Genomic DNA, 24654 nt, shown 5'->3' with positions numbered 1-24654 from the left:
TCAGGTTAAACCCGCGGGAACAGCCGGAACAATAGCGTAAGCAAAAAGTGCGATTTTCTGGTCTTTATTCCCAAACGATATCAGACATAGCGGTTCGGGATGCTTCCGCTAATCCAGAGTGACTTTGCATGTCACCCGTTGTATTAGATAGATAGAGCAGAGAACTATCAGCTACGAGGCACCTTTTGACCATTGTCGGCGTCACCTGTCAGCGCGATGACGGGCCTTATCTGACCGAATGGATTGCTCATCATCTCGCTACCGGTTTCGATCGAATGCTGGTTCTGTCGCATGACTGCAACGATGGGTCCCAAGCGTTGCTTGAGGCGTTAACTGCTGATGCGCGGATAGCACATCTGAGTTTCGAACCACGCGGCAAAAAATCAGTACAATGGCAGGCTCTCAATATCGCTCGGAAGCACCCTTGGGTCGAAGCCGCCGATTGGGTTCTCTTCTTTGACTGTGACGAGTTCATCTGCCTGCCCGAAGGCAACCTGCCCGGCTTGATCGCAAAGTTTGAAAGCGAACAGGGAAGTTTCGATGCCCTTGCCATGCCCTGGCGCTTCTTCGGCTCTGCTGGTCTGCAACACCGTACGCCCGGCGTGACGCCTGAACGGTTCACCAAGGCGGCACCGGAAAACCTGCATTTCCCCTTGGCGCATCTTTTCAAGACCCTCTACCGGCCCAAGGCGTTTCAGAAAATGGGCGTTCATCGCCCGCGCAGCAAACCGCATAAGCCTGCCCGCTGGCTTGGCCCCGACGGTCAGCCCCTGCCAGACCGGTTTGCCGCGAATGATGCCATCATCACGCTTTATGGGATGCCCATGCAAAAAAGGCGGATTTGGCTTAATCACTACTCCCTCCGGTCGGCTGAAGAATTCATTGTCAAGCGCGCCCGGGGCCTGCCCAATCATTCGAACCGGCAGATCGGATTGACCTACTGGGCCGAGCGGAATTGGAATACCACCGTTGCACTCGACATCACTCCCATGATGGATGCCACACATGTCGAGCATGACAAGCTCAAGGCTTTAACGGATGTTCCGGACTGGCTTGGGCGGTGTGACCAGTGGCACCAGCGACGCGCGGCAGAGCTTATGGCCGACACAGACACACTTCGGTTTCATTTTCGGCTCGGTTTGCTGACGGGCAGCACGCCTCCAAGTGCGTCGGCAGCTCTTGCCTTCCTGCAGGCGCAGCGCGCTGTTTCTGCACAAGGTCAAAACAGCACATGACCGCAGGATTGATAGAACGCCGTCTCGTCAGCCACCAGTATGATGACCTGTGCATTGTTGATATTGTCGAATGTCGGAAAGCTGATCGGCGTCACGTCACCCTGTTCTTTGATCGCGAGGTTTCGGCGGAAATCGTCTTGCCGCCTGCCGGCGCAAAGCTCACGGCGACCAGTTTGGTCGGCGGCGCCGCATTCCTGACATTTGAACTGCCAGAGGAGGCCCGGAACGATTTTGAAATCGCGGGCCGATCGGTCAGCCTTGTTCCCGCCGAGGCAGAGCTTTCGCTGTTGGAGGGCCGCAATGCGCTGGCGGCTGTTCGCAATGGTGAATCCGCTGACATCGTACTCGACTGGCTGGCCTATCACATAGAACAGCAGAATGCTGATGCCGCCGTCATCCTTGATCGCGCCCAGCCCGGAACCGACAAGAAATTCGCGAACAGGTTGCGCAAGGGGCTTCGTCGTCGCGATTTGCCCTGCATTGTTGTCCTGCTCAGCAGCGATATCCCACTTGGCCGACCTGATCTTCCGGCCGAAGCTCATCCGTTTTGCGTGCCCGAAGCACCGGGCAAGGATCGAATGGTTGTTGCCGATCCCTGCCCCTGGAGCAGCCCGCTTGGGATGCTCTCGATCTACGAAATCATGCGCGCGCGCTTTCTGGACCAGTCGCACGCGGTTGCGAATGTCGATGTGCACGATCTGATCCCACCGGGTAAAGAAACGGTTTTTGATGCTGCTATTTCGGCAGAAGGTGGTCTCATCGCGCTCGTAGGACAACACTGTTATCCTTGGCGCATCCGAAAAGGTGAGAAGGTTCACTTTGCCGATCATACCTGCGTGCAATTCGATGCAAGCGGCGGTCGGCAACGTTGGTGTATTGCCCCCTCGAAATCACCCAAAGGTGCCATCTGGCGCCTCGTCCGCGTCGGCAATGCCGAGCCGGACATGACGCGGACTCAGAAGTTTTTTCGCCACATGGCGCTGCGTCACCCAGCCCCAACAATATCCAAGATTGTCCCCAAGACCTCTCTGATCGAACACCCTCTGCTGCTAGAGCAATCCACCGAGCACTTTGGCCACAATCCGGTACAGATGCCCGAAATTCAGCTCGATACGAAATCCGGCACGCGCGGGAGATGCGCCATTATCACGACGATGAAAAACGAGGGCCCCTTCATCCTGGAGTGGCTGGCCTATCACCGCGCGATTGGCGTCGATGACTTCATTATCTACACCAATGACTGCACTGATGGCACGGACACGATGCTGCAGATGTTGCAGGATAAGGGCTTCGTGCAGCACCGCGAAAACCCGTTCCGGGACTCGGGTCTAAAGCCGCAGCATGCGGCGTTGCAGGCGGCCGAGGACGAACCGGTATTCCGCGACGCGACCTGGCTGGCCTGCATTGATGTGGACGAGTTCATCAATATCAAAACCGGCGATGGCACTCTTGACGCGCTGTTCGCCGCCGTTCCCGATGCCAACATGATCGCAATGACTTGGCGGCTCTTCGGGAACAGCGACGTGCATGGATTTCAGGACCGTCCTGTAACCGAACAGTTTTTGCGCTGCGCTCCGGAAGAAATTCGAAAACCGCATCAGGCATGGGGGTTCAAGACGCTTTTCCGCAATATCGGTTTGTTCAAGAAACTGGGGGTGCATCGCCCCAAGGGCCTGAAGCCGCAGCTATGGAACAAGATCAACTGGGTGAACGGATCGGGCAGGCCATTGCCGAAAGACATCTACCGCAATGGCTGGCGCTCGACGATCGATACCTATGGGTATGATCTGGTACAGCTAAATCACTATGCGGTTCGGTCAGCCGAAAGCTTTCTCGTCAAGCGCGACAGGGGTCGGGTAAACCACGTGGCACGCGATCAGGGCCTCGCCTATTGGTTTCGGATGAACAATAATTCCGAGGTGGATATGTCGATCCAGTGCCGCCTGCCCCGGATGCAGGCAGAGCTTGCCCGGTTGATGTCCGATCCGGAAATCGCCGCTGCTCATGAGCATTCCGTTGCGCACCATCGCGACAAGATACAAGAACTTCAGGCGGCCCGAAACAACGCGGCTTTCTATGATGAACTCACCGGGCCGCGGCTGGAAAAGCTGTCCCGGATGCACAGGCATTTTGGCGCGAATGTATTTCTTGCAGGCCCCGGTTCCATCCCTGACGAGGTTGTTGCGCGTGATCCAGAGGCTGATTGGTTTTTCTCGGTAGAATTGCAAGGCGATACGAAGCATTAGAACGACCTGGTGTCAGACAGAACGAATGACGCTTCCTTTGGCCTTTTTGCGGGCAGTTACGCAAAGCCGCACACTGGCGACGGGGGGTGAGGCACCGGTTGACCGGTGCCTCAAAGCTTTAGTGATTGAATTCGATCACCTTCTGTTTGCCGCTGGTGACCTTTGCTGTGACGGCAATCCGGTCACGGGCGGTTGCCACGGCAGAGACAAGCGGTGCACTGCCCATCTGGTCGCCACTGTAACCCAGCAGGGTGACCGATCCGTAATCGGGTTCAACACACCAGACCGACAGGCGTGCCTTGCCCTTATTGTCGGACAGCCCGACAGCAAAGCATCGATCGCCAAGATCGGTCAGCGACATGACCTCGTTGCTGTCGATCTTGTCACCCTGGCTGCCGGCATCGCCGAGAGGGCGAATGCTGTCGCCTTCGACAACCCATGCCGTCAGGTTGGCGCGGCTGCACCGTGCGTCGTTCGTCGCGGTGACGATCAGGTCCGGGCCAAACCCAAGCACACTGACGTGATCCACGGACCAGCCTTCGGATCCGCTGTCGGCGATCTCGTCAATCGAGTCGCCGTCATCGCTGACATCCCAGAGCCGTAGCTTGAACTTGCCGGTCGCTTCGTTCCGCGTGCAACTGACGACTTTCGAGGCGCCAGCGGGGGCAAAGGCCAGCCGGTCGATATCTTCCGGTGACGTCGCACTTGATTCAAGCCGCGTGACGTCACTTGCCGATACGTCCCAGGCAATCAGCTTGAGCTTGTTCAGCTGGGTCCTGACGGCGGTGATTACACGCCCGTTTCCAAGGCTTGCGATGCCCGGCAGATCACCGGCGCTGGCCTGGCTGCCGCTGTCGCTGACCCTTGTCAGGGTGCCGTCGCCGCTACGTTCCCAGACGATGATCTTGTGCCGCCCGCTATTGGTGCGGGTCACAACCGCGATGACCCCGTTGGAAACCTCCGTCGCCGCAAGCTCCTGCACACCGTTGGCCTGATTGCCACTGCTCGACTGCAATTCGATTTCCGCGCCGTCGATTTCGTACGAGAACAGGCGAAGCCGGTCATTTGCCGCCATTCGACTGGCGGTAACCACCACGTTCGGGCCAAGCGCCACGGTAGAAAACGCCGCGACATCGCCGTTGCCATTCGGGCTGTCGATCCCGCGTGTCAAATCACGCGGTGGTTTGCGCGACGGCCAGAGCATGATCTTGTCGATGTCGGTTCCGACAGGCTTGGCCGGCAACGCTTGCCCGTCCAGCTTCAGCCAGTCGTCATTCGACACCGTCGCATCGCTCCCATCGACCCCCAGCGTATAGACGTCGCGGAACTGCAGGGGCCGCAAACTTTGTGTCGCCGCGTCCCGAACATCCACGTGAAGATGCGGCGCCGTGGATGATCCCGAATTGCCACCAAGCCCAAGAAATTGCCCAGCCCGAACCTCTGATCCGACTTCTAGATCCGGATCAACGCTCCAACGCATCAGGTGAAAGTAACGTGCAACTTCGTTGCCATGCCGGATGGTAACCTGATTGGCGGCGGGAATATCCGTTCTGCACCCCGGCAGGTTGTCATGGCTGTCCCGTCTTACCGATGTCACCACGCCATCGGCCATGGCGTAGATGGGACGTGCAAAATAGCGAAAATCAAGGTTCGCCGCACCGTTGGTCCCCGGCATTCTGCCCGAGGCAGACCCGCCCTCGGGATCGACAAATCGACACCCCGTATCATAGGCAAATCTCTGGTCGCGCGTGTGGTGCGAATTGTTGGTGCCACTGGCACCCGACCAGAATTCACCCGGCCGTAAATCCCGCGCTTTCATCGGATAAAGGTAGCTGCCGGCGGCTGTTCCGTTGTCGTTGGGGGCGGTGCGTACCTCGCGCACCACAACGACATCTTCTTGCAGGCCACCCGTCTCAAACCGGAATGTCAGCCTGACCTGATCCACCGTGCCTTCTTCGAAAAAGACGTTCTGGCTGGCACCATTCTGAATTTTTTGGACGTGGATGTTCCGTGTCTGGCCCGCGTTGAATAGCGGACCATCGCTATCCGTCTGTCCAAAAACATCCGTGACACCGTTCGCTCCGATTTGCGAAGCGGCAAACAGGATCTGCGGACCCGCAGGCAACAGCAAGCCGCCGCTTTCGGCCAGAAGGTCAAAGCGGACCTCTGTCAGCCGTATCGCAAAGCCGCTGGTGTTTCGGATCGTCGCGCGCAACGCCATTATCCCGGTGCCGGGGCTGCCGCTTTGGCTAGCGCCCGCATGCGAATAGACGATGGCGTTGCCTTCGTTCGGCAAGATATCCTCGATCTCCGCCGAGATGACCGCCGGCGACAGAACGCCGCTGGCGTTGGCGCCGGCAGCCGCTGTTCTTGCGTCTTTTGTTTGATTTGACAATTTCTCGTCCAGAATATCATCAGTCATTTTGGTCTCCAGTTTCATCAATAAAATACGCCGTCCGACCCGGAATGAAGGAAGCTTTGAATAAGCGTCACCAAGTCTTGGCAGGCAGAAGTGTAGCGCGGTCACGCCGCATCCCGTGTTGAGTTTGTGTGGAGTTTTTCGCAACGCTCAGACAACGTTTCATAGGGGCGATGCGCATCCGTCGCATCGTTAGACCCGTTCGTGACAGGCCGGTTCCCTGGCCTGATTTCACTGCCGAAGGGACGCAAAAGAAGATTTTCTAGGCGGCGAAACACCTAATAGTTGCTGCGCGCTTTGAGCGCGGGCGGTTTTCGATCTATGCTGCGTCAGGATATTTGTGGGTATTTTTCCACGCTCACGCAATGCAGATGGACATCATGCGCAGTTGGACATTCGATCCCGGTACCATGCGGCTGGAAGCGGAAGGCGTTTGCGTCAACCTGACGCCAAAAGCATCGGCCATGCTGGCCTGCCTTTTGCGGCACGAAGGCCAGACCGTCAGCCGCGAAACGCTCCTGAGTGAAATCTGGCCCGGTCTGAATGTCACCGAAGGCCTGGTGCGCGAATATATCTTCGATTTGCGGTCGGCGCTTGGCGATAATGCTAGGGACCCAACCTATATCGAAACGATCCGTGGCAAGGGTTTTAGGCTGATCGGCCCGGTGCAGCTGAAGGCGTCGGGTGCAGGCCGTGCCCAAACCAGCGGCCCGGGCGGGGATGTGCGCGTCACGGTCGCGGTGATGCGGCCCACCCGATCCGAAAGCGACTGGGACTGTCAGCAATTTGCCGATTGCGTGGTGCGCGACATCACGACCGATCTGTCACAGCACCACGATATCGCCGTCATATCGCAGCAGGCCGCCTTTGCGATGGACCGGTCCGGTGATCCGCGCGAAACCGCGGCTGAGCTGGGCGCGGATTACCTGCTCGACAGTGCGTTTGTCATTCACGAGGGCACCGTGCGCGTCAGTTTCCACCTCGTCGACGGCAAAACGGCGCGCCACATCTGGACCGAACGTATTGATCACAGCTTTCAGGATCTGCTCACGCTCAGCGACAAGATCGTTGATGCGGTCGTGGGCGCGCTGGTCGGCTGGCATGGTGAACTGCATCGCGCGGAATTCAAAAGCGTCTCGGCCCGCGACAGCAACGAGCTTAACTCGTTCGAGAATTTCATCCGCGCCTGCGATATTGACATGAGGCTGAATGAGCCGGAAATTCGCCGCTCGCTCGTACATCTTGACCGCTCGCTCGAACTCGATCCCAGTTTCGCACGCTGCTGGGTCATCAAGTCGGTGATGTCGCAATGGGCCATCGACATCATCCCCGAACCGGAAGAGGCGCTGCTGATCGCCTCCGCCGACGCGATCGAACGCGCCTATTCACTGGACCCCTATGACCCGACAACCCTTGGGTATTACGCCATGAAGCGCGCCCGCGATGGTGACCTGAACGGTGCCGCGGACCTGACAAATCGCGCCGCGCAGGCGGCAGGCCCGGACCCTGACGCCGCGATTACGATTTCGACGTCTCTTGCCCTGATCTGTGCGGATTTCGACGGCGCTGTGACGTTTCTCAATCGCGCTTTCGAGCTGAACCCGACACCGCCGGGCTGGTATAAGTTCATCGAAGCGCGTGTCGCCTATTTCGCCAGGCACTACGATCGTTCGATTGCCGCCTCATATGCCGGAACCGAACATGTGTCGGGCCTTGCCTTCCGCTGTCTGTCCCATACCGGATCAGGCGATCGCGACGCCGCACTCAACGCTTATTCCGAACTGATCGAACGCTACCCCCGCTTCGATTTCGACCGGTATGCCAAGCGGATGCCAGTTGCGCATCCCGAAGCGCTGGCGCGGTTCCGCGCCGGTACTGATCAGCTGCGCAAGCTGCTTTCGTGGGATGCGATGCCTGGTCTCGCATCATAAACCTTCGGCCTAGGCCGCCCGCTGTCTTCCGGAAGTCCAATTTCAAATCCCGCCCTGCCCGCTCAGATCAAGGCAACCGCAACATCGCGGTAGCTGAACAACTCTGAAAGGGAACGACATGATAAAATACGCGAAACCGGCGCTTTTGGCAGGTCTCTTGATCCCGGGCATTGCGTTTGCGCAGATCAACAAGGGCGACGCTCTGGGATCATCCGAGGCCGCGATCCTCTCGGCGCTTGAGGCGCAAGGCTATACCATCACCGGAATTGAGACCGAGGGCGGCGAGATCGAAGTTGATGCGATGCTTGATGGCACGGCCTATGAAATTGAGGTCTCTGCCGAAACCGGTATGGTGATCGAGATCGAGCTGGGGGATGACGACGGCTCTGACGACAGCTAGGAATTTACGGTGCGCTCCGACCTGCGTCGGGGTGCACCGTATTAAAATGCAATAGGTGAAACCATGTCCCGCACTGCCGTTCTGTGGTCTTTATTCGCGCTGCAGGCCTTTTGCTGCACGTATTTCCTTATCGACACGATCTGGGACGTGTTCTGGCCGACCGCTGTGAACGGATTTGCAGACAGCGATCTGATCGAAGGTCTGGTGACGGTCGCGCTGGTTTTCGGCCTGATCTTTACCGGCAACGAACTCCGCCAGATCCTGAGCCGCCAGAACAAGCTGGAAGATCAGATCAAGGTGGCCTCCGGCGCCTTTACCGAAGTGCTTGAGGGGCGTTTCCGGACCTGGTCACTGACCAGCGCGGAACGCGAGGTGGCGATCTTGGCGATCAAGGGTTTCTCGATTGCCGAGATGGCCGAGCTGCGCGACACCAAGCAGGGAACCGTCAAGGCGCAATGTGCCTCGGTGTATCGCAAGGCCGATGTGGCCGGGCGCCTGCAGCTCCTCAGCGTATTTCTGGATGACCTTCTGGCCGATGATCTGGTCAATCCATCCAACGCCGGGACCTCCTGAGGCACGATCATGAACCCATTTGGAATTTTGCTGATTGCCGTAACGGCGATTGTCCCCGCCTGCCAGCTTGTCATCTTGCCAAACGTGACGGATCAGGTGGCGCTGTTTTCACAATATCTGGGCCTCGCCGCCTTGATCCTGATGTCATGGGGACAGATCCTGGCAACCCGCGCGCCGGGTATCGAGACCATGTTTGGGGGTCTTGATCGGGTCTATGTCCTGCACAAATGGGCCGGGATCGTGGCGATGGTCGCGATCCTGCTCCACGATACGATTGACGCCGAAATGCGCGGGCTGGGCCGCGAGACGGCGCTGAACGAACTGGCGGAAACCCTGGGCGAGATCAGCCTTTACGGGTTGCTGATCCTGGTGGTGATCTCAGTCGCGACTTTCATCCCTTATCATCTCTGGAAGTGGACGCATAAAGCCATGGGCGCACTTTTTGCCGGAGGCGCATTTCATTTCTTCTTCATCATGAAGCCGTTTTCGATGGGCGACCCGGCGGGGCTCTATACCGGGTTCTTCTGTCTGGCCGGGCTGGCCGCCTATGCGTGGACATCATTGCCCGACGAGATGCGCCCGTCGCGCGGCTACAGGATTTCGGAACTGACGCAGACCGGTGGTGCGCTTGCCATCACCATGACGCCGATCCGGCGCGGGCTCAGGCCAGCCCCCGGGCAGTTTGGCATCCTGCGCTTTACCGGCGCGGGCAAGGCCGAGCCGCATCCGTTCAGTTTTTCCGGAATAGGCACTGACGGCAGCTTACGGGTGACGGTAAAAGCCCTTGGTGATTTCACAGCCGGGCTGAGCAGCGCGTTGAGCGTCGGGCAGGATGTGCACATTCAGGGCCCGTTCGGCCGCTTCCGTCATCTGGGGCAAAACCCGGCAGTCTGGGTGGCGGGCGGCATCGGGATCACACCGTTTCTGGCCTGGGCCAAAGCGCTCAGGGCCGAGGACGCGCCCGTGGACCTTTTCTACTGCGCGTCATCACGCAGCGCCGCACCGCATCTTGCCGAACTTCAGAACCTCGCAGCCGCAAAGCCGAACCTGACATTGCATCTGATATCCTCTGCCGAAGGGGCGCGCCTGACGGCCGAACGCATTGCGGAAGCTGCGGGCGCGGACCTGGGCAATGCGAAGGTCTCGTTCTGCGGTCCGGTCGCTTTGCGCAATGCGCTGCAGACGGGACTGCGCCCATACGGTGTCACACCGCGCCGTTTTCACTTTGAAGAATTCGAATTCCGAACCGGTATCGGCTTAACCCGGCTCGCGACATGGATATTGACCAGAACACGGCGCGACATGCGCCGTCAGGAGCGCTGGTCCTGATTTCCGCATCACGACCAGCTCTCTGACGATGTCTGCTTTAGTGGGCCAGTTCCGGCGTCGGTGCGGTGGCGTCTTCCGTCACAGCCTCGATCACTGCGGCCATCTCTGGCATCGGATAGCCCAGTGCCGCGCGGGCCCGTTCGTCGCGTTCTTCCGCGCTCAGGCGTTGCACCCGTTGCGCAATGCTCCAGCGTACGCCCAGCGGGTCGATCATAAGACCCATCCGGTCGCCCCAATAGGTCTCTTCCAGCGTACTCAATTCGGTGAAACCGGCGGTAAGTGCCGCAGCCCAGGTGGCGTCCAGATCCTCGACATAGTGGTGCAGGCTAAGGGTGCCGGCGCCAAACGCCTCGCCCTGGCCAATGGTCAGCAGCGAATTGCCAATCTTAACCTGTGCAAAAAGAATCACATCCGTGTCGGGCGCCTTTTCGACCGAGGCGACCGAGGCCCCGAAAGCAGCCCCGTAAATGGTTATTGCCGCGCTGACATCCGGTGTGGCGAGATGCGGTGTAAGCGATCGGAACCCGCGCGGGATCGGCGCAACTTTCTTGGTTTTTACAGTCATGATTTTTCCTTTCAAATCTTTGGCCGCGTTACACAGCCTTCAGTTCAGTTGTGAGGGCCCCCTGCCCTTGTGGCCAGCTTTCGAACTGGTCGTTATTATTGAAATCGTTGGACTGGCTTGCGCGTGATGGTTTCGCAAGCGGTCCCAGCCCGTTCAGGTAGCTGTGATCGAAGCCGTCGGCGTAGACGTCGAACTTTACCTTCCGGTCGCGGAAACTCTTGAGCACCTGCCCCATGCCCAGCAGACCCCGCTCCCGCTGGCGGCGGACAAGGCCGAAATCCACTTCGACCGGGATCAGCTCTTCCTGCACGTTGCCGTCATGCAAAATCTGGCCCGCCGGATCTACGACCCGCGAATAGCCGTTACCGCCCGCCAGCAGACCGTTGATGTGGAACACATAGCTCTGGAACATCGCCGCCGAGGCCTGCGCGATCGAAAGATCCGCCGGGCGGTCCACGAAATGCGCCAGAACCGGGTTGATGATCACCTCGGCACCCATCGAGGTCAGCGTGCGCATGACCTCGGGAAACCAGATGTCATAACAGATCGCGACGCCAAACCTGCCCACGTTCGGCACGTCGAAGACGCAAAATTCGTCACCGGGTTCGGTTGTATCCTCGTAGGGGGTGAACGGGAACATCTTGCGATACCGCGTCACCACCTCGCCTTCGGGGTTCAGAACCGGCGTCATGTTATAGATGCGACCGTCCCTGCTTTCAAAGATCGATCCCGGGATCAGCCAGATATTGTGTTTGCACGCCATCTCGGCAAAGGCCTGTTCGTTCGGCCCGCCCAAAGGCTGCGCCGAGGCGGGATTGGGCCCGTCAGCGGCCAATTCGCTGAACACCACCATTTCCACCCAGGGGTAGAGATGCATCAGCAGGTCCAGCCGGCGGTTCATCTCGTGCAGATTGCTTTTCATGCCGATATGCATCTGAATGCCGGCAATGGCGAAATGGGTCATGTGGTCGCTCCTGTATCGTGCCGAGGCCCGGACGGTCAGACTGATTGGTTTCCTCTTTACCCTGAACAGCATTCAAGGCAGGTTCAGTTAGCCGTCGACATCACTATGCGTCATGATGTAACACTATGCGTCATAGTGTATACAGAGCGGGTTGCAACAAAAAACCACTGAGACATTATTGCAAATGAATGAAGAAGCACAAATACCAAGCCGGACGATCCGCCAGAATGATATCGCCGCTTACGCGTCTGCCGGTCTCATCGGGGATTATCCGGTTGCGGTCCGCACCGAGCGCGAACTTACCGCGGGTGGTTTTGCCGATCAGACGCGCCACCCCAACACCTGGACCGTGTATTTCCTGATCGAAGGGGAATGGGCCCAGCTGCTGAGCGCGCGCGGCCTTCGGCGCGAATGGAGCAGCCTTGACCGGCTGGAAAACTGGCTGCGCTCGATGTCCTTCCGGTTTTTCTGGGTGCGCAATGACATCGACATGGTCGAACCGCTGGAGGATAACCCGATGGGCGGCCAGGCCTGAACCAAGGCGTGTCAGCGGATATGCGGCGGTTTAGGCAGCTCAGGATCGGCCGGGAACTGCCCTTCGAGTTTATCGCAATCACGCAGTTTGGCCCGTGCGTTGCCGCAGAGCCGCTCTAATGATCCCCGCGTAGGGCCTGCGCAGCGAGATCGGCAAAGAAGGATGCGGTTGCGCGTACCCGCGCCACGTCCCTCAGCTCCGGGCGCATCAGGATCCACAGTTCAACCTTGGGCGCAAACTTTTGCGGCAGGAGATGGATCAGGTTGGACGAGGGTGGTGCCATGTAGCCTGGCAGTGCCCCGATGCCGCTCCCGTCTTTTACCGCGTTCAGCTGAATCTGGATGTTATCCGTCCGCAGTACCCGCCGGGGCTCGGGAACCAGTTTTTCCAGCGCGGCTTCCTGCGGCAGTTTCCCGGCGCCGACCGCCAGTTCGATAAACTGATGCTGGCCCAGATGGCTGGTCGATTTGGGCATGGGATTCTGCCTGAGATACCGCTCATGCGCGTAAAGGCCAAAGTTGACGGTGCCGATACAGCGTCCCAATAACGAAGTCTGGAGCGGGTCTCCGACCCGGAACGCGATATCGGCAGCGCGCTGCATCAGGTCAAGCTTGCCCGCGCCGATGCGCAGTTCAAGATCAATCCCTGGATGCAGCACCCGGAATTTCTGCAGGCCACCGGCAAGAACCGCCACGCCCAGACCCTCGGGCGCGGTGACAACAACCTTGCCCGACATCTTCTGGCCGTCATCACGCAGGGTTTCCGTGATCCCGATGGCTTCGCGCTCGATCTTCTGAATGTGCTCCAACACCAGCTCACCGGCAATGGTCAGCGTCGCGCCAGTAGTTGTGCGCTCTACCAGCTGAGCCCCCAGTGACGCCTCCAGCTCTTTCAGCTTGCGGCTGACGGTGGGCTGGCTTTCCTGTAAACGCTTGGCCGCCTCCGACAGGCTGCCTGCCCGCGCCACCGCTAGAAAATACCGGTAGATATCCCAGTTCTGCAGCAGGACATCGCCGGACATGTCGGCAACAGAAGTATCGTTCATCGCTCACCCGCTGGTTTGGCATATCGCGGATACCGACCGGGCCCATGCCTTTTCGCCAGTGTTGCCGGAAGGTGGCTGAATTTGCTGTAAATCCCGGGCAAAGCTCTGAAGTCAGGGCAAAAAGATGCACACGAAATACATCCGCTCATATGACATTTTTGTGTTCGAATAATAATCCGGCCCCTGTGTTAATCGCCACCGATTATCCCGCATGTTGGTAAATTTGTGAATACCCTACATTCACCTGTGTTGCTACCCACCCCTACCTGCCACCGCTAGTTCGATGCCATGAAAGGCCGGACTGAGCCTTTCGTGTTCGTATCAGTGAACGGAAGGCGCGGCATGGCCGAAAATCTGACCACTGCGATCAGGCGATCGCTTCAGCGGAACATCCGGTTTTGCGGGGACACCCCCTGAACCGGCGTTTTCCAGGTCGTGCCTTCCAGTATGAAAATTCACCTTAGAAAAGGAACCAGACATGCCCTTCTTCCCCTTCTTCCCCTTCTTCCCCTTTTTCCAGTTCGGGCCTCAGCTCGGGCAGGGGGGTAACCTGAGAGCCTCGACGGCGTTATCGTCGCCGCAGCCTCTGAACTTCGCGCAAACCAACGCGAGCACCGAGAATGGTCAACGCTTTGTCGTCGACTCGGACGCCGAAGTTTCGACCATCGGCGAGCCGGCCTTCGATTTCGATAACCGCGACATCGAACTCAGAAACTCCGGCGAGATCAACTCGACCGGGGCGAACGCCGTCGAAGCCGCAGGCGATGACCTGCGCGTCGATAACCGCTCCCAGGGCGAGATCCTGTCGGATCAGACCGCGATTGAAGTCGAGGGCGAAGATGCCCGGATTGACAACAGTGGCACCATCGCCGGCGCCGTGAACGGCATCAACTTCGCTAACAATGGCGATTCCGGCGGGCGCGTTGTGAACCGGGGTGAAATCAGCTCGGACAGCCGCGCGATCAACATCGGTGGCGAAAACACCCGTATCGTCAACGAAGGCGAGATCGTCGGCACCGGTGATCAGCGCAACGGCACGATCTACACCAACGGTACTGCCGATGATTTCCGGATCGTGAATCAGAGCCGCGGCCTGATCGACGCCGGCTCGGGCAATGATGGCGCCGGTATCGCGCTACAGATCGGCGAAGAGGTCGGCGAAGAGGTTGACGGTCTGATCCGCAACCGCGGCGACATCAACGGTCGTGGCCAGGCAGCGCCGGATCAGGGCACCGCCGGTGACGGTATCCGCGTGTTCGCGGGCGCTGCAGACACCACCTTTGACGGCGACATCATCAATACCGGTACCATCACGTCGGAAAGCGATCAGGGGGTCGTTGCCGGGGTACGCATCTCGAATGGCGTGAACTTCGACGGCACCATCAGCAATGGCAGCCGCGGTATCATCGAAGGCGCGAATAACGGCGTCTACTTTGGCACCAGCGATCATGATGCACGTCTTGTGAACCGTGGCACGATCAGTTCAGACAGCCGCGCCGTCAATATCGACGGCTCCGGTGTGGACGTCGTAAACTTCGGCCGGATCATCGGCACCGGCGATCAGCGCAACGGTACCATCTACGCTGACAGCACTGCTGACGATTACACCGTCCGCAACACGCGGAGCGGTCGGATTGATGCAGGCACCAGCAATGACGGCTCGGGCGTTTCGCTGCAAACCGGCGATGTGGACGGCGATGTCGTCGACGGCTCGGTCTCCAACGCGGGCCGGATCATCGGTCGCGGCGATGCGGACACCGGCAACACGATCGGCGATGGCGTGCGCATCTTCTCGAATGTCGAGGATGCAACCTTTGACGGCAACATCGTAAACAGCGGCGTCATTCGCGGCTCGCGCGACAGTGACGCGGCGGTTGGTATCCGCATCGAAGACGGTGTCACGCTTGACGGCGAGATTTCGAACACCGGCCTTATCCGGGCCGAAGAGACCGCGATCGACGCCAGCGAAGCCGGCGGATCGGTTCGCATCGTCAACCGTGGCAACATCGACGGCGATGTTATCCTGTCCGATGGTGATGACGCCTTCCTTGGCGGTCGTGGTCGTGGCGCTTCCGACGTGACTGGCGGTCTCGGTAACGACACCCTGATCGGTAGCCGCAGAGGCAGCCAGGATACCGTTCGCTACGATGACCAGGACGTACCGGTGACGGTCGATCTGACCCAGGGCACAGCCACGCGCGAAGCCGGGTTCACGGTCACTGTTACCGATGCGCCCCTGGCATCGCTGACCACCGGGCAATCCCCGGCCGATCTGGTGAACGAGGCCCTGGCGAACAACCTCTACTACAACATCCACACGAATGACTTTAACGGCGGCGAAATTCGCGGCCAGCTGATCGTTCAGTCGGATGATGTGGTGGGCGGCGACCGGGTCATCACCCTGCAGGCGTCGCTTGACAGCGCGCAGGAGCCCGGGCCCCTGTCGGACAGCGAAGCGACCGGTCAGGGCACTGTCGTGATCCGCGTGGATAGCAGTGGAAACGTCACCTATAGCTCGACCCTTACGGTCGTCGGTCTGGCGGTATCCGATCTGTTGCCCGTCGCGGGCGTCAGCTCGATCCACCTGCATAATGCACCGGCGGGCCAGAACGGTCCGGTCATCACCGATATCGTTCAGGATGCCGGGGGCGACGTGAACGGCATCGCGCAATCCCCCGCAGCCGACACCGGCGACGGCAACGTCTTTGTCGAGGCCGATGAAATCGACCAACTCCGCAATATCGATAACGTGGTGGCGTCGAATGACGGCGATACGGTGATCGGTAATGGCGACAACAACCGTCTGGAAGGTCTGGACGGCGATGATGTCCTTTCGGGCGGCGGTGGCGGTGATACGCTTCTGGGTGGTGACGGCGACGACACCCTCGAAGGTGGCGGCGGCACGGATGTCATCGACGGTGGCGCAGGCCGTGACACCAACAGCTTTGCCAATATCAACCTCGGGGCGGACAACCCGGCGATCGCTGGTGTGGATGTCACGCTGGCGGCTGATGGCAGCGGCACCACAGAATATCGCGGTGGCGGTGGCAACGGTCCGCGTATCTCGGAAACCTTCACGGGGATCGAGGATATCATCGGGTCGAGCAACGATGACAGCATCGTGGCAACCGGCCCGGCGGGCAACACCATTGATGGCGGCGCGGGTGATGACTTCATCGCCGGTGGCGGCGGCACAGACTTCCTGGATGGCGGTGACGGTATTGACACCAACAGCTTCCAGGGCATCGGTGCCGAAGTTGTGGCCGATCTTGGATCGGGCAGTGCCTCCTATCAGCCTGCACCGGGGGTCACCGTGTTCGAGAACTTCTCGAATTTCGAAAACCTGGACGGGTCTGCCAACGATGACCAGCTCTTCGGTGACGGCGGTGTCAACGTACTGACCGGCAACGACGGCAATGACCTGCTTGCAGGACGTGGCGGCAATGACGTGCTCGAAGGTGGCCTGGGCGATGACGTTCTGCGCGGCGGCGGCGGTAGTGATACCGTTGACGGCGGCGACGGCATCGACACGGTCGACTTCTCGGATATCGGTGTCGGCGTGAATGTCGATCTGGCTGCGGGGAACGGCGACTATGTTGTCAATGGCAACACCATCGTTGACCAGATCTCGAATGTCGAGAACATCACCGGGTCGGCGCAGGCCGACAATCTTACCGGTGACAGCGGTGACAACCTGATTGCGGGTGGTGCCGGTGATGACGTGATCGACGGCGGTGCCGGCAATGACATCCTGCGGGGCGATGCTGTGGGCGATGGCGAAGCCATCACCGTGACAGTCACCAACACGCTGGGTGCAGGCGGTACGTTCCTGACCCCGCTGTGGTTCGGTTTCCACGATGGTGCCAACTTCGATCTGTTCGATGCGGGTTCTGCTGCAAGCCTGGGGCTCGAGCGTCTGGCTGAGGACGGATCTGTCGAAGGTATCGCCGCCGAGTTCAGCCAGCAAACCGGCGCAAACGGTGTCGATGCCACGATCATCGGCGGTGCAGGCGCACCGGGTCCGATCGATCCGGGTGAAACCGCCTCGTTCACGCTCAATGTCAACGCGGATGATGTCGGGCCGGGTTACTTCACCTGGGCAACCATGGTGATCCCGTCGAATGATGCCTTCCTGGCGGCGCCGGACAATGCGCTGACCGACCGGATCTTTGACGACCAGGGGAATTTCCTCGGGCCGATCACGATCCAGCGGTTCGGCAATGATGTTCTGGACGCGGGCACCGAGGTCAACACGGAAGACGGTGCGGCCTTCCTCAACCAGACCGCCCGCGATCAGGGTATCGCCGAAAACGGCGTTGTCGGTCTGCATCCGGGCTTCAACGGTTCCGAAGGTAACCCGAATGGCGGCCCGGTGAACGTTCTGGGCGGCACAACCGCTGCCGGAACGATCGTTGACCCGGTTGAAGGTGACTTCACCCGTAACGGCGGTCAGGAGCAGTTGCTTGAAATCGTCATCGACCGGGTTGCCGGTTCGAACGATACCCTGAATGGTGGTGCCGGTGATGACATCATCGATGGTGGTCGCGGCGACGACAACCTGACGGGTGGCATCGGCAGCGACACGTTCCTGTTCGGTCAGGATAGCGGCGACGACGTTGTCACCGATTTCGATGCCGCCTTCGACGTGCTCGACTTCACCGACACCGGTGCCGGTGCACTGAACGCGCAGCAGAACGGCAACGATGTCGTGATCGATCTTGGGGCGGGCAACACCGTCACCCTGCTCGACACGCTGGTCGGCGATCTCGACGCGCAGAACGCACTGTTCTGATGACCTCTCCGGGGGCGGCTTCGGCCGCCCCCTCCCCTACTCTCCCCTTTTCCTTTCCAGCGCCAATTCAGTTTCAGCGAGGCCCGAGAAGATGACCAAGACATCGAAAATCCAGACAATGCGCGCGGCCCTGACCCGCTGTGTCAGCGGTCTTGTTGCCGTCGGCCTGTTCAGCGCCCTGATCAACATTCTGGTGCTTGGTGGGCCGATCTACATGATGCTGGTCTATGACCGCGCCCTGGGCAGCGGCAGCGTTCCGACGCTGGTGGGCCTGTCGGTGCTTCTGGGCGGCATGTTCCTGGCGATGGGGCTGCTGAACATCGTCCGCTCCCGCCTGCTGATCCGGCTGGGCAACCGGCTGTCGAACACCCTGCAGCAACAGGCTTTCCAGATGGAAATGACCCAACGCCCCGGACAGGGCGGCAAGGCACCGGCCTCGCCGATCCGCGATCTGGCGACGATGCGTGATTTCCTGTCCGGCACGGTCCCGTCGACGCTGTTTGACGCGCCCTGGACTCCGGTTTTCATTCTGCTGGCCTTTATCCTGCATCCCGTCCTTGGTTTGATCGCGGTATCGGGCGCGGCAGCGCTTATTTTCCTTGGCATCCTGAATGATATCTCGACCCGCCGCAAAATGGGCAACGCCCACAATCTTCAGGCCAAAAGCGACCATATCGTCGGCGGGGCGATGCGAAATCAGGAGGTGGTAGCGGCCATGCGCATGCTGCCGGGGCTTTACGATCGCTGGTCACGGGTTCAGACCCGCGCGCAGGCACTGCAAAGCCACACGGCGGACGCCGCCGGGGCCTATGGTGCGATTTCGCGCACATTTCGCATGGCGCTGCAATCCGCCGTACTGGGCGCCGGTGCCTATCTTGCCATTCACGGCACGCTCAGCCCCGGTGCCATCATCGCCGCCTCGGTGATCGTGGCCCGTGGTCTGGCGCCTGCCGAACAGGCGATCGCCGGTTGGCGTCAGTTCACCGCCGCGCGCGGCGCCTATGGCCGTCTCGACACCTTGCTGCGCGCCGAAGCGGAGGCGCCCGAGCGTATTGAACTGCCCGAACCCAGGGGCAAACTGGACGTGCGCGGCCTGATCGTGATGGCACCCGAGACCCGCAGCGCCCTGCTGCGCGGCATCTCGTTCTCGTTGTCGCCCGGAGAGGTGCTTGCCGTCATCGGCCCCAGCGGGTCGGGCAAATCCACCCTGGCGCGGGCGCTGACGGGCGCATGGGCCCCGGCCAGCGGCGAGATCCGCCTTGATGGGGCGACGCTCGACCAATGGCAGGACGCGCAGTTTCAGAAGGCGCTTGGATACCTGCCGCAGGATGTCGAACTGTTCGACGGCACTGTCAGCGAAAACATCGCCCGCCTGTCGCCCGAGATCGACGACCGCGCCGTGGTGCACGCGGCCCGGCTCAGCGGGGCGCACGAAATGATCCTGCGGCTGCCCAATGGCTACGCGACGCAGCTTGGCGCTGGCGGGGCCACGCTCTCTGGTGGCGAACGTCAGCGCATCGGCCTTGCGCGTGCAGTCTATGGCAACCCCGCGCTGATCATTCTGGACGAGCCCAATGCCAGCCTCGATGCGGTCGGCGACGCGGCGCTGAGCACTGCGATCAACGCGCTCAAGGCCGGGGGCAAGACCGTGGTGCTGGTGTCGCACCGGCCCAACGCCATCCAGAACGCCGATAAGGTCCTGGTGGTGCAGGACGGCAAGATGAAGAATTTCGGAACCCGTGAAAACGTGATGGGAACAAGCACGAACCGGCCCGCAATGGCCTCGGTCGTGCCGATGGAAAACAGGAAATCATGATGTCTGACGCAAAGCACAAAACCCCCGACCACGCGAAAGCCACACCTCCCGAGCCGGTCTCCGAACATATCGTCGGCACAATTCTTGTGGGGCTGACCATCGCCCTCGGCCTGATCGGCGGCATGGTGTTCTGGAGCATGACCGCCCGGATCGACGGCGCGATCATCGCCCCCGCCAAGTTCGAGGTCGAGGGCAGCCGCAAGACCGTGCAGCACCTCGAAGGTGGCATCGTCTCGCGTATCGCGGTCAAGGAAGGTGAGCTGGTAGCGGCCGGGCAGACCCTGATCCATCTGGATCGCACCGCCGCGCGGGCCGAGCTTGATATCGTGCGCAATCGCCATGTCGGGCTGCTGGTGCGCCGGGCGCGCCTTGAGGCGGCACTGGATGGCGCCCGGGATTTCGACCTGCCCGCCGCCGCCCGCGCGCGCGCCGATGAACCGGCCCTGGCGGCGGCCATCGACACCGAACGCCGCCTGCTCGCTGCAAGCCTTGAGGCGCAGCAGGCCAGCGCGGATCTGACCGACCGGCGCGTCGCCGCGCTCAGGGCGCAGATCGACGGGTTGGCCCAGCAGAAAACCTCGGCCCTGTTTGAACTTGGCCTGATCGAAGAGGCGCGGGTCAACCTCAGCAGCCTGCTCGAGCAGCAACTGGTGCAGGCCGACAGGGTGCTGACCTTGCAACGCGATATGGCCCAGCTCGAAGGCAGCGTTTCCGGGGCGGAGGCCCAGGCCATCAGCCTTGACGCCCAGATCCTCGAAGCCCGGGCCCAGCATGAACAGACGGTCGCGACCGAACGCGGCGCGGTGGCGGAAGAGCTGTCTCAGGTCCAGTCCGAACTTCAGTCGTTGCAGGAACAGGCCGTCATTCTGCAGGACCGGCTGGTGCGCAACACGATCACCTCGCCCTATGCCGGGCGGGTGCTGAACCTGGCTGTCAAGACCGAAGGCGCGGTGATCGCGCCCGGCGCGCCGGTGATGGAGGTCGTGCCGATTGACGAAGACCTGATCCTGAACGCCCGCATCGATTCAACCGACGTGGAACGTATCGCGGTTGATCAGTCGGCCCGCATCCGCCTGACCGCCTTCAACCAGAACGTCACGCCCGAGCTTACCGGCCATGTTGTCTCCGTCTCCGCCGACGTGCTGGTTGATCCCGACAGCGGCCAGGCTTTCTACAAGGCCAAGATCGCATTGCCGCCGGATCAGCTTGCCCTGGTCGATGATATCTCGCTCAAGCCCGGCATGCCGGCCGAGGTGCTGGTGTCCACCGGCGACCGCCTCGCGGCCTCCTATCTGCTCAGGCCGCTGCGCGATGCCTACCAGCGCTCTTTCCGCGATGACTGAGGCCGTGTTCAACGGTCGGGCCGGCAACCCGCACGGTCCGCCCCCCTGCCCTTCTATGATACTGCGGTCAGCGGTGAGCCGGAATGACACTTCAAACCGGCCCTTTGTCGTCCGCGCCGTCCGGGTTTCGCTTTTACCTGATGAATTTTCGCACGGTTAGGGCCGAAACAGTGCCAAGCGCGGCTGCCATCCAAAGAGCCGGGGTATAGCTTCCGCCCCAGTCGTAGATCTGGCCAGCAAGCCACGGTGCTAGCAGCCCCGCAGCGCCCCAGGCGGTGAAGACCCGCCCATAGGCGCGCGGGCCATTCTCGCCCGGGAACAGTATGGCAATCACTGCCGGGTAGGTGGCGATTGTCCCGCCATAGGTGAACCCTACGACCCCCAGCAGCGGGATCGTCAGCCCCGGCAAAACTGAAAGCGCAAGCAGCGCGGCGGCGCCCGTCAGGGGCAGGATCGTGAGGATGCTCTGATGCGGGATCCTGTCTGCCAGCCACCCGGAAAGAAGACTGCCTACAAGGTTGAAGCCAGCGATTGCGGCAGCCGCGATCCAGCCGGAAAACCCCGCCGCTGCTGCAATTCCGGCGGCATGACCGATTGCCATCAGCCCGGCGGCAACACCGCTGCCATATGCGATCCAGATCGTAACAATCAGGCCCGGCGGCAAGGCGGTGATGCTCGCGCTGGCCTTTGTGTCGGAATATTGCGCGCCGCTTCGCGCGACCAGAATGGCGGCCCCGATGCTGACAACAAACACCGCCGAACCAAGGGCGGTCATGGCCGAACCGAAACCACCAAACGCCAGCGCTGCTTCAAACCCATACGGCGCCACAACAGCGCCAAAGGCGTATGCCGCCGTGACCACGCCCATGGCAAGGCCCTTTCGTTCCGGGTTGGCGCGGGCGGCGAACTGAAGTCCGAAGCCATAGCCCAGACCGTTGGCTACGCCAAAGATCAGGCTGTACCCGATAAAGACGGTTTCCAGGCCGCCTCCGAGACCCGCAAAGCCTGCCCCGATGGCCCCAAGAAGTGCGACCCAGATATAGATCGTCGTAGGTTGCAGGCGGGCATAGATGGCAGGCCCAATCAAAACCGCGGCAGTCAGGAAGACCAGGCCGAACGAGTAGATCAGGCTGACCGTCGCGCGCGACGTGTCGAACATGGTTTCGAGAGGTTCCAGAAAGACCGAAAACGCATGTATCGAGCCCAGAACCATTGATACCATTGACGTGGCTAGCAGGACCTTGCGGCCTTGGGAGGGGTGCGAACTCATGGCGGAACCGTAGCCTAAGTGGTGCATTAGACAACGTTTGCGATGCCCTGAATCGCATCTTGTAAATGATAACGAGGCATCCGTGTCGCCCGACAGTCCGGCCTTTCGCTGCCAGTTGAGGTTATCGCCAGCGCGGTTTCAGGGCCGCAGGCCGCCGCGCATCGTCATGCCAAAGGCATGTGTCCCGTATGACCGGGCCATAAACAAACCGGGGCGTTCAGGCCCCGGTTATACTCGTTACCGCACGCTGACAATTACTCGACGGTGATGGTGATCACCTCGGACATGACAGGGTCCGCATGCGGGGCGTGGTTAAGATCACCCAGCAACAATTGCAGCGAATGTTCGCCCGGGGCCAGCTCGACGGTGGTTTCGGTCTGGCCTTTGCCGAAGTGAACATGGTTGTCATCGGCATAAACCCCGTATTCCAGCATCTCGGCGTCATCCGGGCCGTCGCCAAAGGGGGCGCGATTGATCAGCAGGTGGTGATGCCCCGTATTGTCGGCCTCGGTGCCCGCAGGGGCCACGCCCATGCCCGACAGACCGAAGACCACCTTGACCGGACCCTTGACCGTGTCGCCATCCTCCAGATTGACAAAATAGACCTCTGCACCCGGCGCCGAGGGGGTCTCGCCCGCGATCAAAGGTCCTGAAATTGCCGTGATGATCGCAAGTGCTGCAGTGGTGATTCTCATTTTCGTCTCCTATTGTGGTCTGTGCGGTCAGGCCGCGATATTTGGGTAACACTGTGGGGAACGACTCTATTCGGTATTTTTCCAAAAATAATTCCGAGAGCGCAGTACGCGACGGGCTACCAGATTGCTTTCCGCGGCTCTGGCGGTTCTGCCTGTCGCTGACCGGGCGACGCGACGCGGCGGATGATCTGGCCCAGGCGACCTGCGCTCGCGCCATCGAGAAGGCGGCGCATTTTCAAGCTGGCACGCATCTGGACCGCTGGCTTTTTGTCATGGCGCGCCGGGTGTGGCTGAACGAGGTGCGAAAAGACGCCATTCGCGGCTCGGCCGGTTTTGTCGCGATCGAAGAAAATGAAATAAGTGACGGATCTGCGCCGGCTGAGACGAATATTTTCGCGCGCGAAGTGTTAAGTGAATTGAACAGGCTGCCCGAGGCGCAGCGCGTTGCGGCGTTGCTTGTATTCGTCGAAGGGTACAAATATGCCGAGGCGGCAGAAATATTGGATATTCCGACGGGCACGGTAATGAGCCGTATTTCGGCGGCACGGGCCAGCCTGGCCCGGCGAATGGATCAAGCGACGGGAACTGGTAAATGACAGCCAAAGGCGGGTTTTCAGATCAAGAGTTGAGCTGCTATCTCGATGGCGAGGCGCCCGATGATCTGGCGCGGGCGATTGCCTGCGCGCTTGAAACCGATCCGGCGCTGACCGCACGGCTCGACGCGCTGAAGGCGGGCGAGGCCGCCTTTGTCCGCGCGATGGACAAGGCCCTGATCGCAGCCCCGGTCATGCCGGCCCTCGACGATAGTCCGGCAGTGCGACAGGCCCCCGCGCGCACCCCGTGGACCTACGGGCTGGCGGGGGTCGCGGCAGGCGTTATCGCGGCCATCGGCCTGTCCTGGCAGTTCTCGCCCAGCAATGAGCCCGGCTGGCGCGATGTGGTGGCAAGCTACCAATCGCTTTACGTCACCGAAACGCTGGCGCTGGTCAACCAGACCCCGGCGGCCCAGCAGGCCGATCTGGAGCGTCTCTCGGCCAGCCTGGGCATCGACCTGACCTCCCTGCCCGAGGCGCCGGGCCTGTCGTTCAAACGCGCCCAGCAGCTTGGGTTCAAGGGCAAGCCCCTGGCGCAACTGACCTTCCTGACCACCGATGGCGGACCGGTGGCGCTCTGTATTGTGCGAACCGGCGGCGATACCAGCCCCGACATGACCGCAGAGGTGCTGAGCGGGCTGGATACCTATACCTGGACCCATGATGGCTACGGCGTGTTGCTGGTCGGGCCAAAAGGCAGCCCCTATCTGGAAGAGGCGGCAGAAACCTTCCGGTCGGCCCTGAACAACGCCACGACCTGATCAGGCGGGCGTGGGCCTGGGTTTGATCCGTGCGGTTAGTGTAACCCGGGTATATCTGCTACCAGATATAGAAAAACCTTGCGCGAATCTGACACTTGCTACAATAGTCACGGAAAAGAGGCGATAAACGCCAAATTCCGTG

At 60.6% G+C, this 24654-nt stretch carries 19 protein-coding genes; 12 read left to right on the top strand and 7 right to left on the bottom strand.

All coding sequences use genetic code 11. From position 1 onward, the window contains the following. The first annotated feature begins 185 nt into the window (after positions 1 to 185). Positions 186 to 1235 (top strand): glycosyltransferase family 2 protein, encoded by a 1050-nt coding sequence (locus LC334_RS18815; RefSeq protein WP_085801768.1) that lies wholly within the window; start codon positions 186 to 188, stop codon positions 1233 to 1235. Here the strand turns inward: LC334_RS18815 and LC334_RS18810 are convergent. Beyond that, complete coding sequence (locus LC334_RS18810) at positions 1220 to 2065, bottom strand: hypothetical protein (RefSeq protein ID WP_223413076.1); 846 nt, start codon at positions 2063 to 2065, stop codon at positions 1220 to 1222. The two genes, LC334_RS18815 and LC334_RS18810, sit on opposite strands and share 16 nt — an antisense overlap. A 6-nt stretch (positions 2066 to 2071) precedes the next feature. On the opposite strand from LC334_RS18810, the gene LC334_RS18805 reads away from it, so the two are divergent. Continuing rightward, positions 2072 to 3481, top strand: coding sequence for a glycosyltransferase family 2 protein (locus LC334_RS18805; RefSeq protein WP_223413075.1), 1410 nt, complete (start codon positions 2072 to 2074; stop codon positions 3479 to 3481). A gap of 118 nt (positions 3482 to 3599) precedes the next feature. On the opposite strand, the gene LC334_RS18800 is transcribed toward LC334_RS18805, so the two are convergent. Further along, positions 3600 to 5903, bottom strand: coding sequence for a M23 family metallopeptidase (locus tag LC334_RS18800; protein WP_176237743.1), 2304 nt, complete (start codon positions 5901 to 5903; stop codon positions 3600 to 3602). 377 nt (positions 5904 to 6280) lie between these two features. On the opposite strand from LC334_RS18800, the gene LC334_RS18795 reads away from it, so the two are divergent. From LC334_RS18795 to LC334_RS18780, 4 genes are all read left to right on the top strand, one after another. Continuing rightward, positions 6281 to 7831 (top strand): winged helix-turn-helix domain-containing protein, encoded by a 1551-nt coding sequence (locus LC334_RS18795; protein WP_176237742.1) that lies wholly within the window; start codon positions 6281 to 6283, stop codon positions 7829 to 7831. A gap of 118 nt (positions 7832 to 7949) precedes the next feature. Beyond that, positions 7950 to 8231: a PepSY domain-containing protein gene (locus tag LC334_RS18790; RefSeq protein ID WP_085801764.1), complete on the top strand. Its 282-nt coding sequence runs from the start codon at positions 7950 to 7952 to the stop codon at positions 8229 to 8231. A 63-nt stretch (positions 8232 to 8294) separates the two neighbouring features. Then, the gene (locus LC334_RS18785) at positions 8295 to 8804 is read left to right on the top strand and encodes a helix-turn-helix transcriptional regulator (protein WP_085801763.1); all 510 of its coding nucleotides are present in this window, start codon (positions 8295 to 8297) and stop codon (positions 8802 to 8804) included. Between the two features lie 9 nt (positions 8805 to 8813). Beyond that, positions 8814 to 10133 (top strand): ferredoxin reductase family protein, encoded by a 1320-nt coding sequence (locus tag LC334_RS18780; RefSeq protein WP_085801762.1) that lies wholly within the window; start codon positions 8814 to 8816, stop codon positions 10131 to 10133. Between the two features lie 37 nt (positions 10134 to 10170). On the opposite strand, the gene LC334_RS18775 is transcribed toward LC334_RS18780, so the two are convergent. Beyond that, on the bottom strand, positions 10171 to 10698 hold the full coding sequence (locus LC334_RS18775; RefSeq protein ID WP_085801761.1) for a VOC family protein: 528 nt from the start codon (positions 10696 to 10698) through the stop codon (positions 10171 to 10173). Between the two features lie 28 nt (positions 10699 to 10726). Further along, positions 10727 to 11662 (bottom strand): carbon-nitrogen hydrolase family protein, encoded by a 936-nt coding sequence (locus LC334_RS18770; RefSeq protein WP_085801760.1) that lies wholly within the window; start codon positions 11660 to 11662, stop codon positions 10727 to 10729. Between the two features lie 184 nt (positions 11663 to 11846). Here LC334_RS18770 and LC334_RS18765 point away from each other — a divergent pair, with 184 nt between their 5' ends. Then, positions 11847 to 12197 (top strand): hypothetical protein, encoded by a 351-nt coding sequence (locus LC334_RS18765; RefSeq protein WP_085801759.1) that lies wholly within the window; start codon positions 11847 to 11849, stop codon positions 12195 to 12197. A 115-nt stretch (positions 12198 to 12312) separates the two neighbouring features. Here the strand turns inward: LC334_RS18765 and LC334_RS18760 are convergent, their stop codons facing one another. Next, the gene (locus LC334_RS18760) at positions 12313 to 13242 is read right to left on the bottom strand and encodes a LysR family transcriptional regulator (protein WP_085801758.1); all 930 of its coding nucleotides are present in this window, start codon (positions 13240 to 13242) and stop codon (positions 12313 to 12315) included. A 478-nt stretch (positions 13243 to 13720) separates the two neighbouring features. Between LC334_RS18760 and LC334_RS18755 the strand changes: the two genes are divergently transcribed. The 3 genes from LC334_RS18755 (at position 13721) to LC334_RS18745 (ending at position 21193) form a co-directional block, all read left to right on the top strand. Beyond that, positions 13721 to 18034: a spondin domain-containing protein gene (locus tag LC334_RS18755; protein ID WP_085801757.1), complete on the top strand. Its 4314-nt coding sequence runs from the start codon at positions 13721 to 13723 to the stop codon at positions 18032 to 18034. Positions 18035 to 18125: 91 nt separating this feature from the next. Continuing rightward, positions 18126 to 19850, top strand: a complete 1725-nt coding sequence (locus LC334_RS18750) for a type I secretion system permease/ATPase (protein WP_085801756.1) — start codon at positions 18126 to 18128, stop codon at positions 19848 to 19850. Next, entirely contained in the window at positions 19850 to 21193 is a 1344-nt protein-coding gene (locus LC334_RS18745; protein WP_176237741.1) for an HlyD family type I secretion periplasmic adaptor subunit, read from the top strand. The genes LC334_RS18750 and LC334_RS18745 overlap by 1 nt, the downstream gene beginning before the upstream one ends. A gap of 133 nt (positions 21194 to 21326) precedes the next feature. On the opposite strand, the gene LC334_RS18740 is transcribed toward LC334_RS18745, so the two are convergent. After that, a complete protein-coding gene (locus LC334_RS18740; protein ID WP_139836481.1) occupies positions 21327 to 22463 on the bottom strand; it encodes an MFS transporter in 1137 nt (378 codons plus the stop codon). A gap of 254 nt (positions 22464 to 22717) precedes the next feature. After that, positions 22718 to 23158, bottom strand: coding sequence for a DUF4399 domain-containing protein (locus tag LC334_RS18735; protein ID WP_085801753.1), 441 nt, complete (start codon positions 23156 to 23158; stop codon positions 22718 to 22720). Between the two features lie 53 nt (positions 23159 to 23211). Here LC334_RS18735 and LC334_RS18730 point away from each other — a divergent pair, with 53 nt between their 5' ends. Next, the gene (locus tag LC334_RS18730) at positions 23212 to 23754 is read left to right on the top strand and encodes an RNA polymerase sigma factor (protein ID WP_223413074.1); all 543 of its coding nucleotides are present in this window, start codon (positions 23212 to 23214) and stop codon (positions 23752 to 23754) included. Continuing rightward, positions 23751 to 24512: an anti-sigma factor family protein gene (locus LC334_RS18725; RefSeq protein ID WP_085801752.1), complete on the top strand. Its 762-nt coding sequence runs from the start codon at positions 23751 to 23753 to the stop codon at positions 24510 to 24512. The genes LC334_RS18730 and LC334_RS18725 overlap by 4 nt, the downstream gene beginning before the upstream one ends. Positions 24513 to 24654: the final 142 nt, after the last annotated feature.

Source organism: Roseovarius aestuarii (genome assembly GCF_019966515.1).
Lineage (GTDB): Bacteria > Pseudomonadota > Alphaproteobacteria > Rhodobacterales > Rhodobacteraceae > Roseovarius > Roseovarius aestuarii.
The sequence above is the reverse complement of the archived record's forward strand: the minus strand, read 5'-3'. Positions and strand labels throughout refer to the sequence as shown.

Excerpts from the sequence above, each read along its gene's own strand:
- LC334_RS18810 (WP_223413076.1), bottom strand. The coding sequence starts at position 2,065 with ATGATCGGCAAAGTGAACCTTCTCACCTTTTCGGATGCGCCAAGGATA.
- LC334_RS18800 (WP_176237743.1), bottom strand. The coding sequence starts at position 5,903 with ATGACTGATGATATTCTGGACGAGAAATTGTCAAATCAAACAAAAGAC.
- LC334_RS18795 (WP_176237742.1), top strand. The coding sequence starts at position 6,281 with ATGCGCAGTTGGACATTCGATCCCGGTACCATGCGGCTGGAAGCGGAA.
- LC334_RS18790 (WP_085801764.1), top strand. The coding sequence starts at position 7,950 with ATGATAAAATACGCGAAACCGGCGCTTTTGGCAGGTCTCTTGATCCCG.
- LC334_RS18785 (WP_085801763.1), top strand. The coding sequence starts at position 8,295 with ATGTCCCGCACTGCCGTTCTGTGGTCTTTATTCGCGCTGCAGGCCTTT.
- LC334_RS18780 (WP_085801762.1), top strand. The coding sequence starts at position 8,814 with ATGAACCCATTTGGAATTTTGCTGATTGCCGTAACGGCGATTGTCCCC.
- LC334_RS18775 (WP_085801761.1), bottom strand. The coding sequence starts at position 10,698 with ATGACTGTAAAAACCAAGAAAGTTGCGCCGATCCCGCGCGGGTTCCGA.
- LC334_RS18770 (WP_085801760.1), bottom strand. The coding sequence starts at position 11,662 with ATGACCCATTTCGCCATTGCCGGCATTCAGATGCATATCGGCATGAAA.
- LC334_RS18765 (WP_085801759.1), top strand. The coding sequence starts at position 11,847 with ATGAATGAAGAAGCACAAATACCAAGCCGGACGATCCGCCAGAATGAT.
- LC334_RS18760 (WP_085801758.1), bottom strand. The coding sequence starts at position 13,242 with ATGAACGATACTTCTGTTGCCGACATGTCCGGCGATGTCCTGCTGCAG.
- LC334_RS18755 (WP_085801757.1), top strand. The coding sequence starts at position 13,721 with ATGCCCTTCTTCCCCTTCTTCCCCTTCTTCCCCTTTTTCCAGTTCGGG.
- LC334_RS18750 (WP_085801756.1), top strand. The coding sequence starts at position 18,126 with ATGACCAAGACATCGAAAATCCAGACAATGCGCGCGGCCCTGACCCGC.
- LC334_RS18745 (WP_176237741.1), top strand. The coding sequence starts at position 19,850 with ATGTCTGACGCAAAGCACAAAACCCCCGACCACGCGAAAGCCACACCT.
- LC334_RS18740 (WP_139836481.1), bottom strand. The coding sequence starts at position 22,463 with ATGAGTTCGCACCCCTCCCAAGGCCGCAAGGTCCTGCTAGCCACGTCA.
- LC334_RS18735 (WP_085801753.1), bottom strand. The coding sequence starts at position 23,158 with ATGAGAATCACCACTGCAGCACTTGCGATCATCACGGCAATTTCAGGA.
- LC334_RS18725 (WP_085801752.1), top strand. The coding sequence starts at position 23,751 with ATGACAGCCAAAGGCGGGTTTTCAGATCAAGAGTTGAGCTGCTATCTC.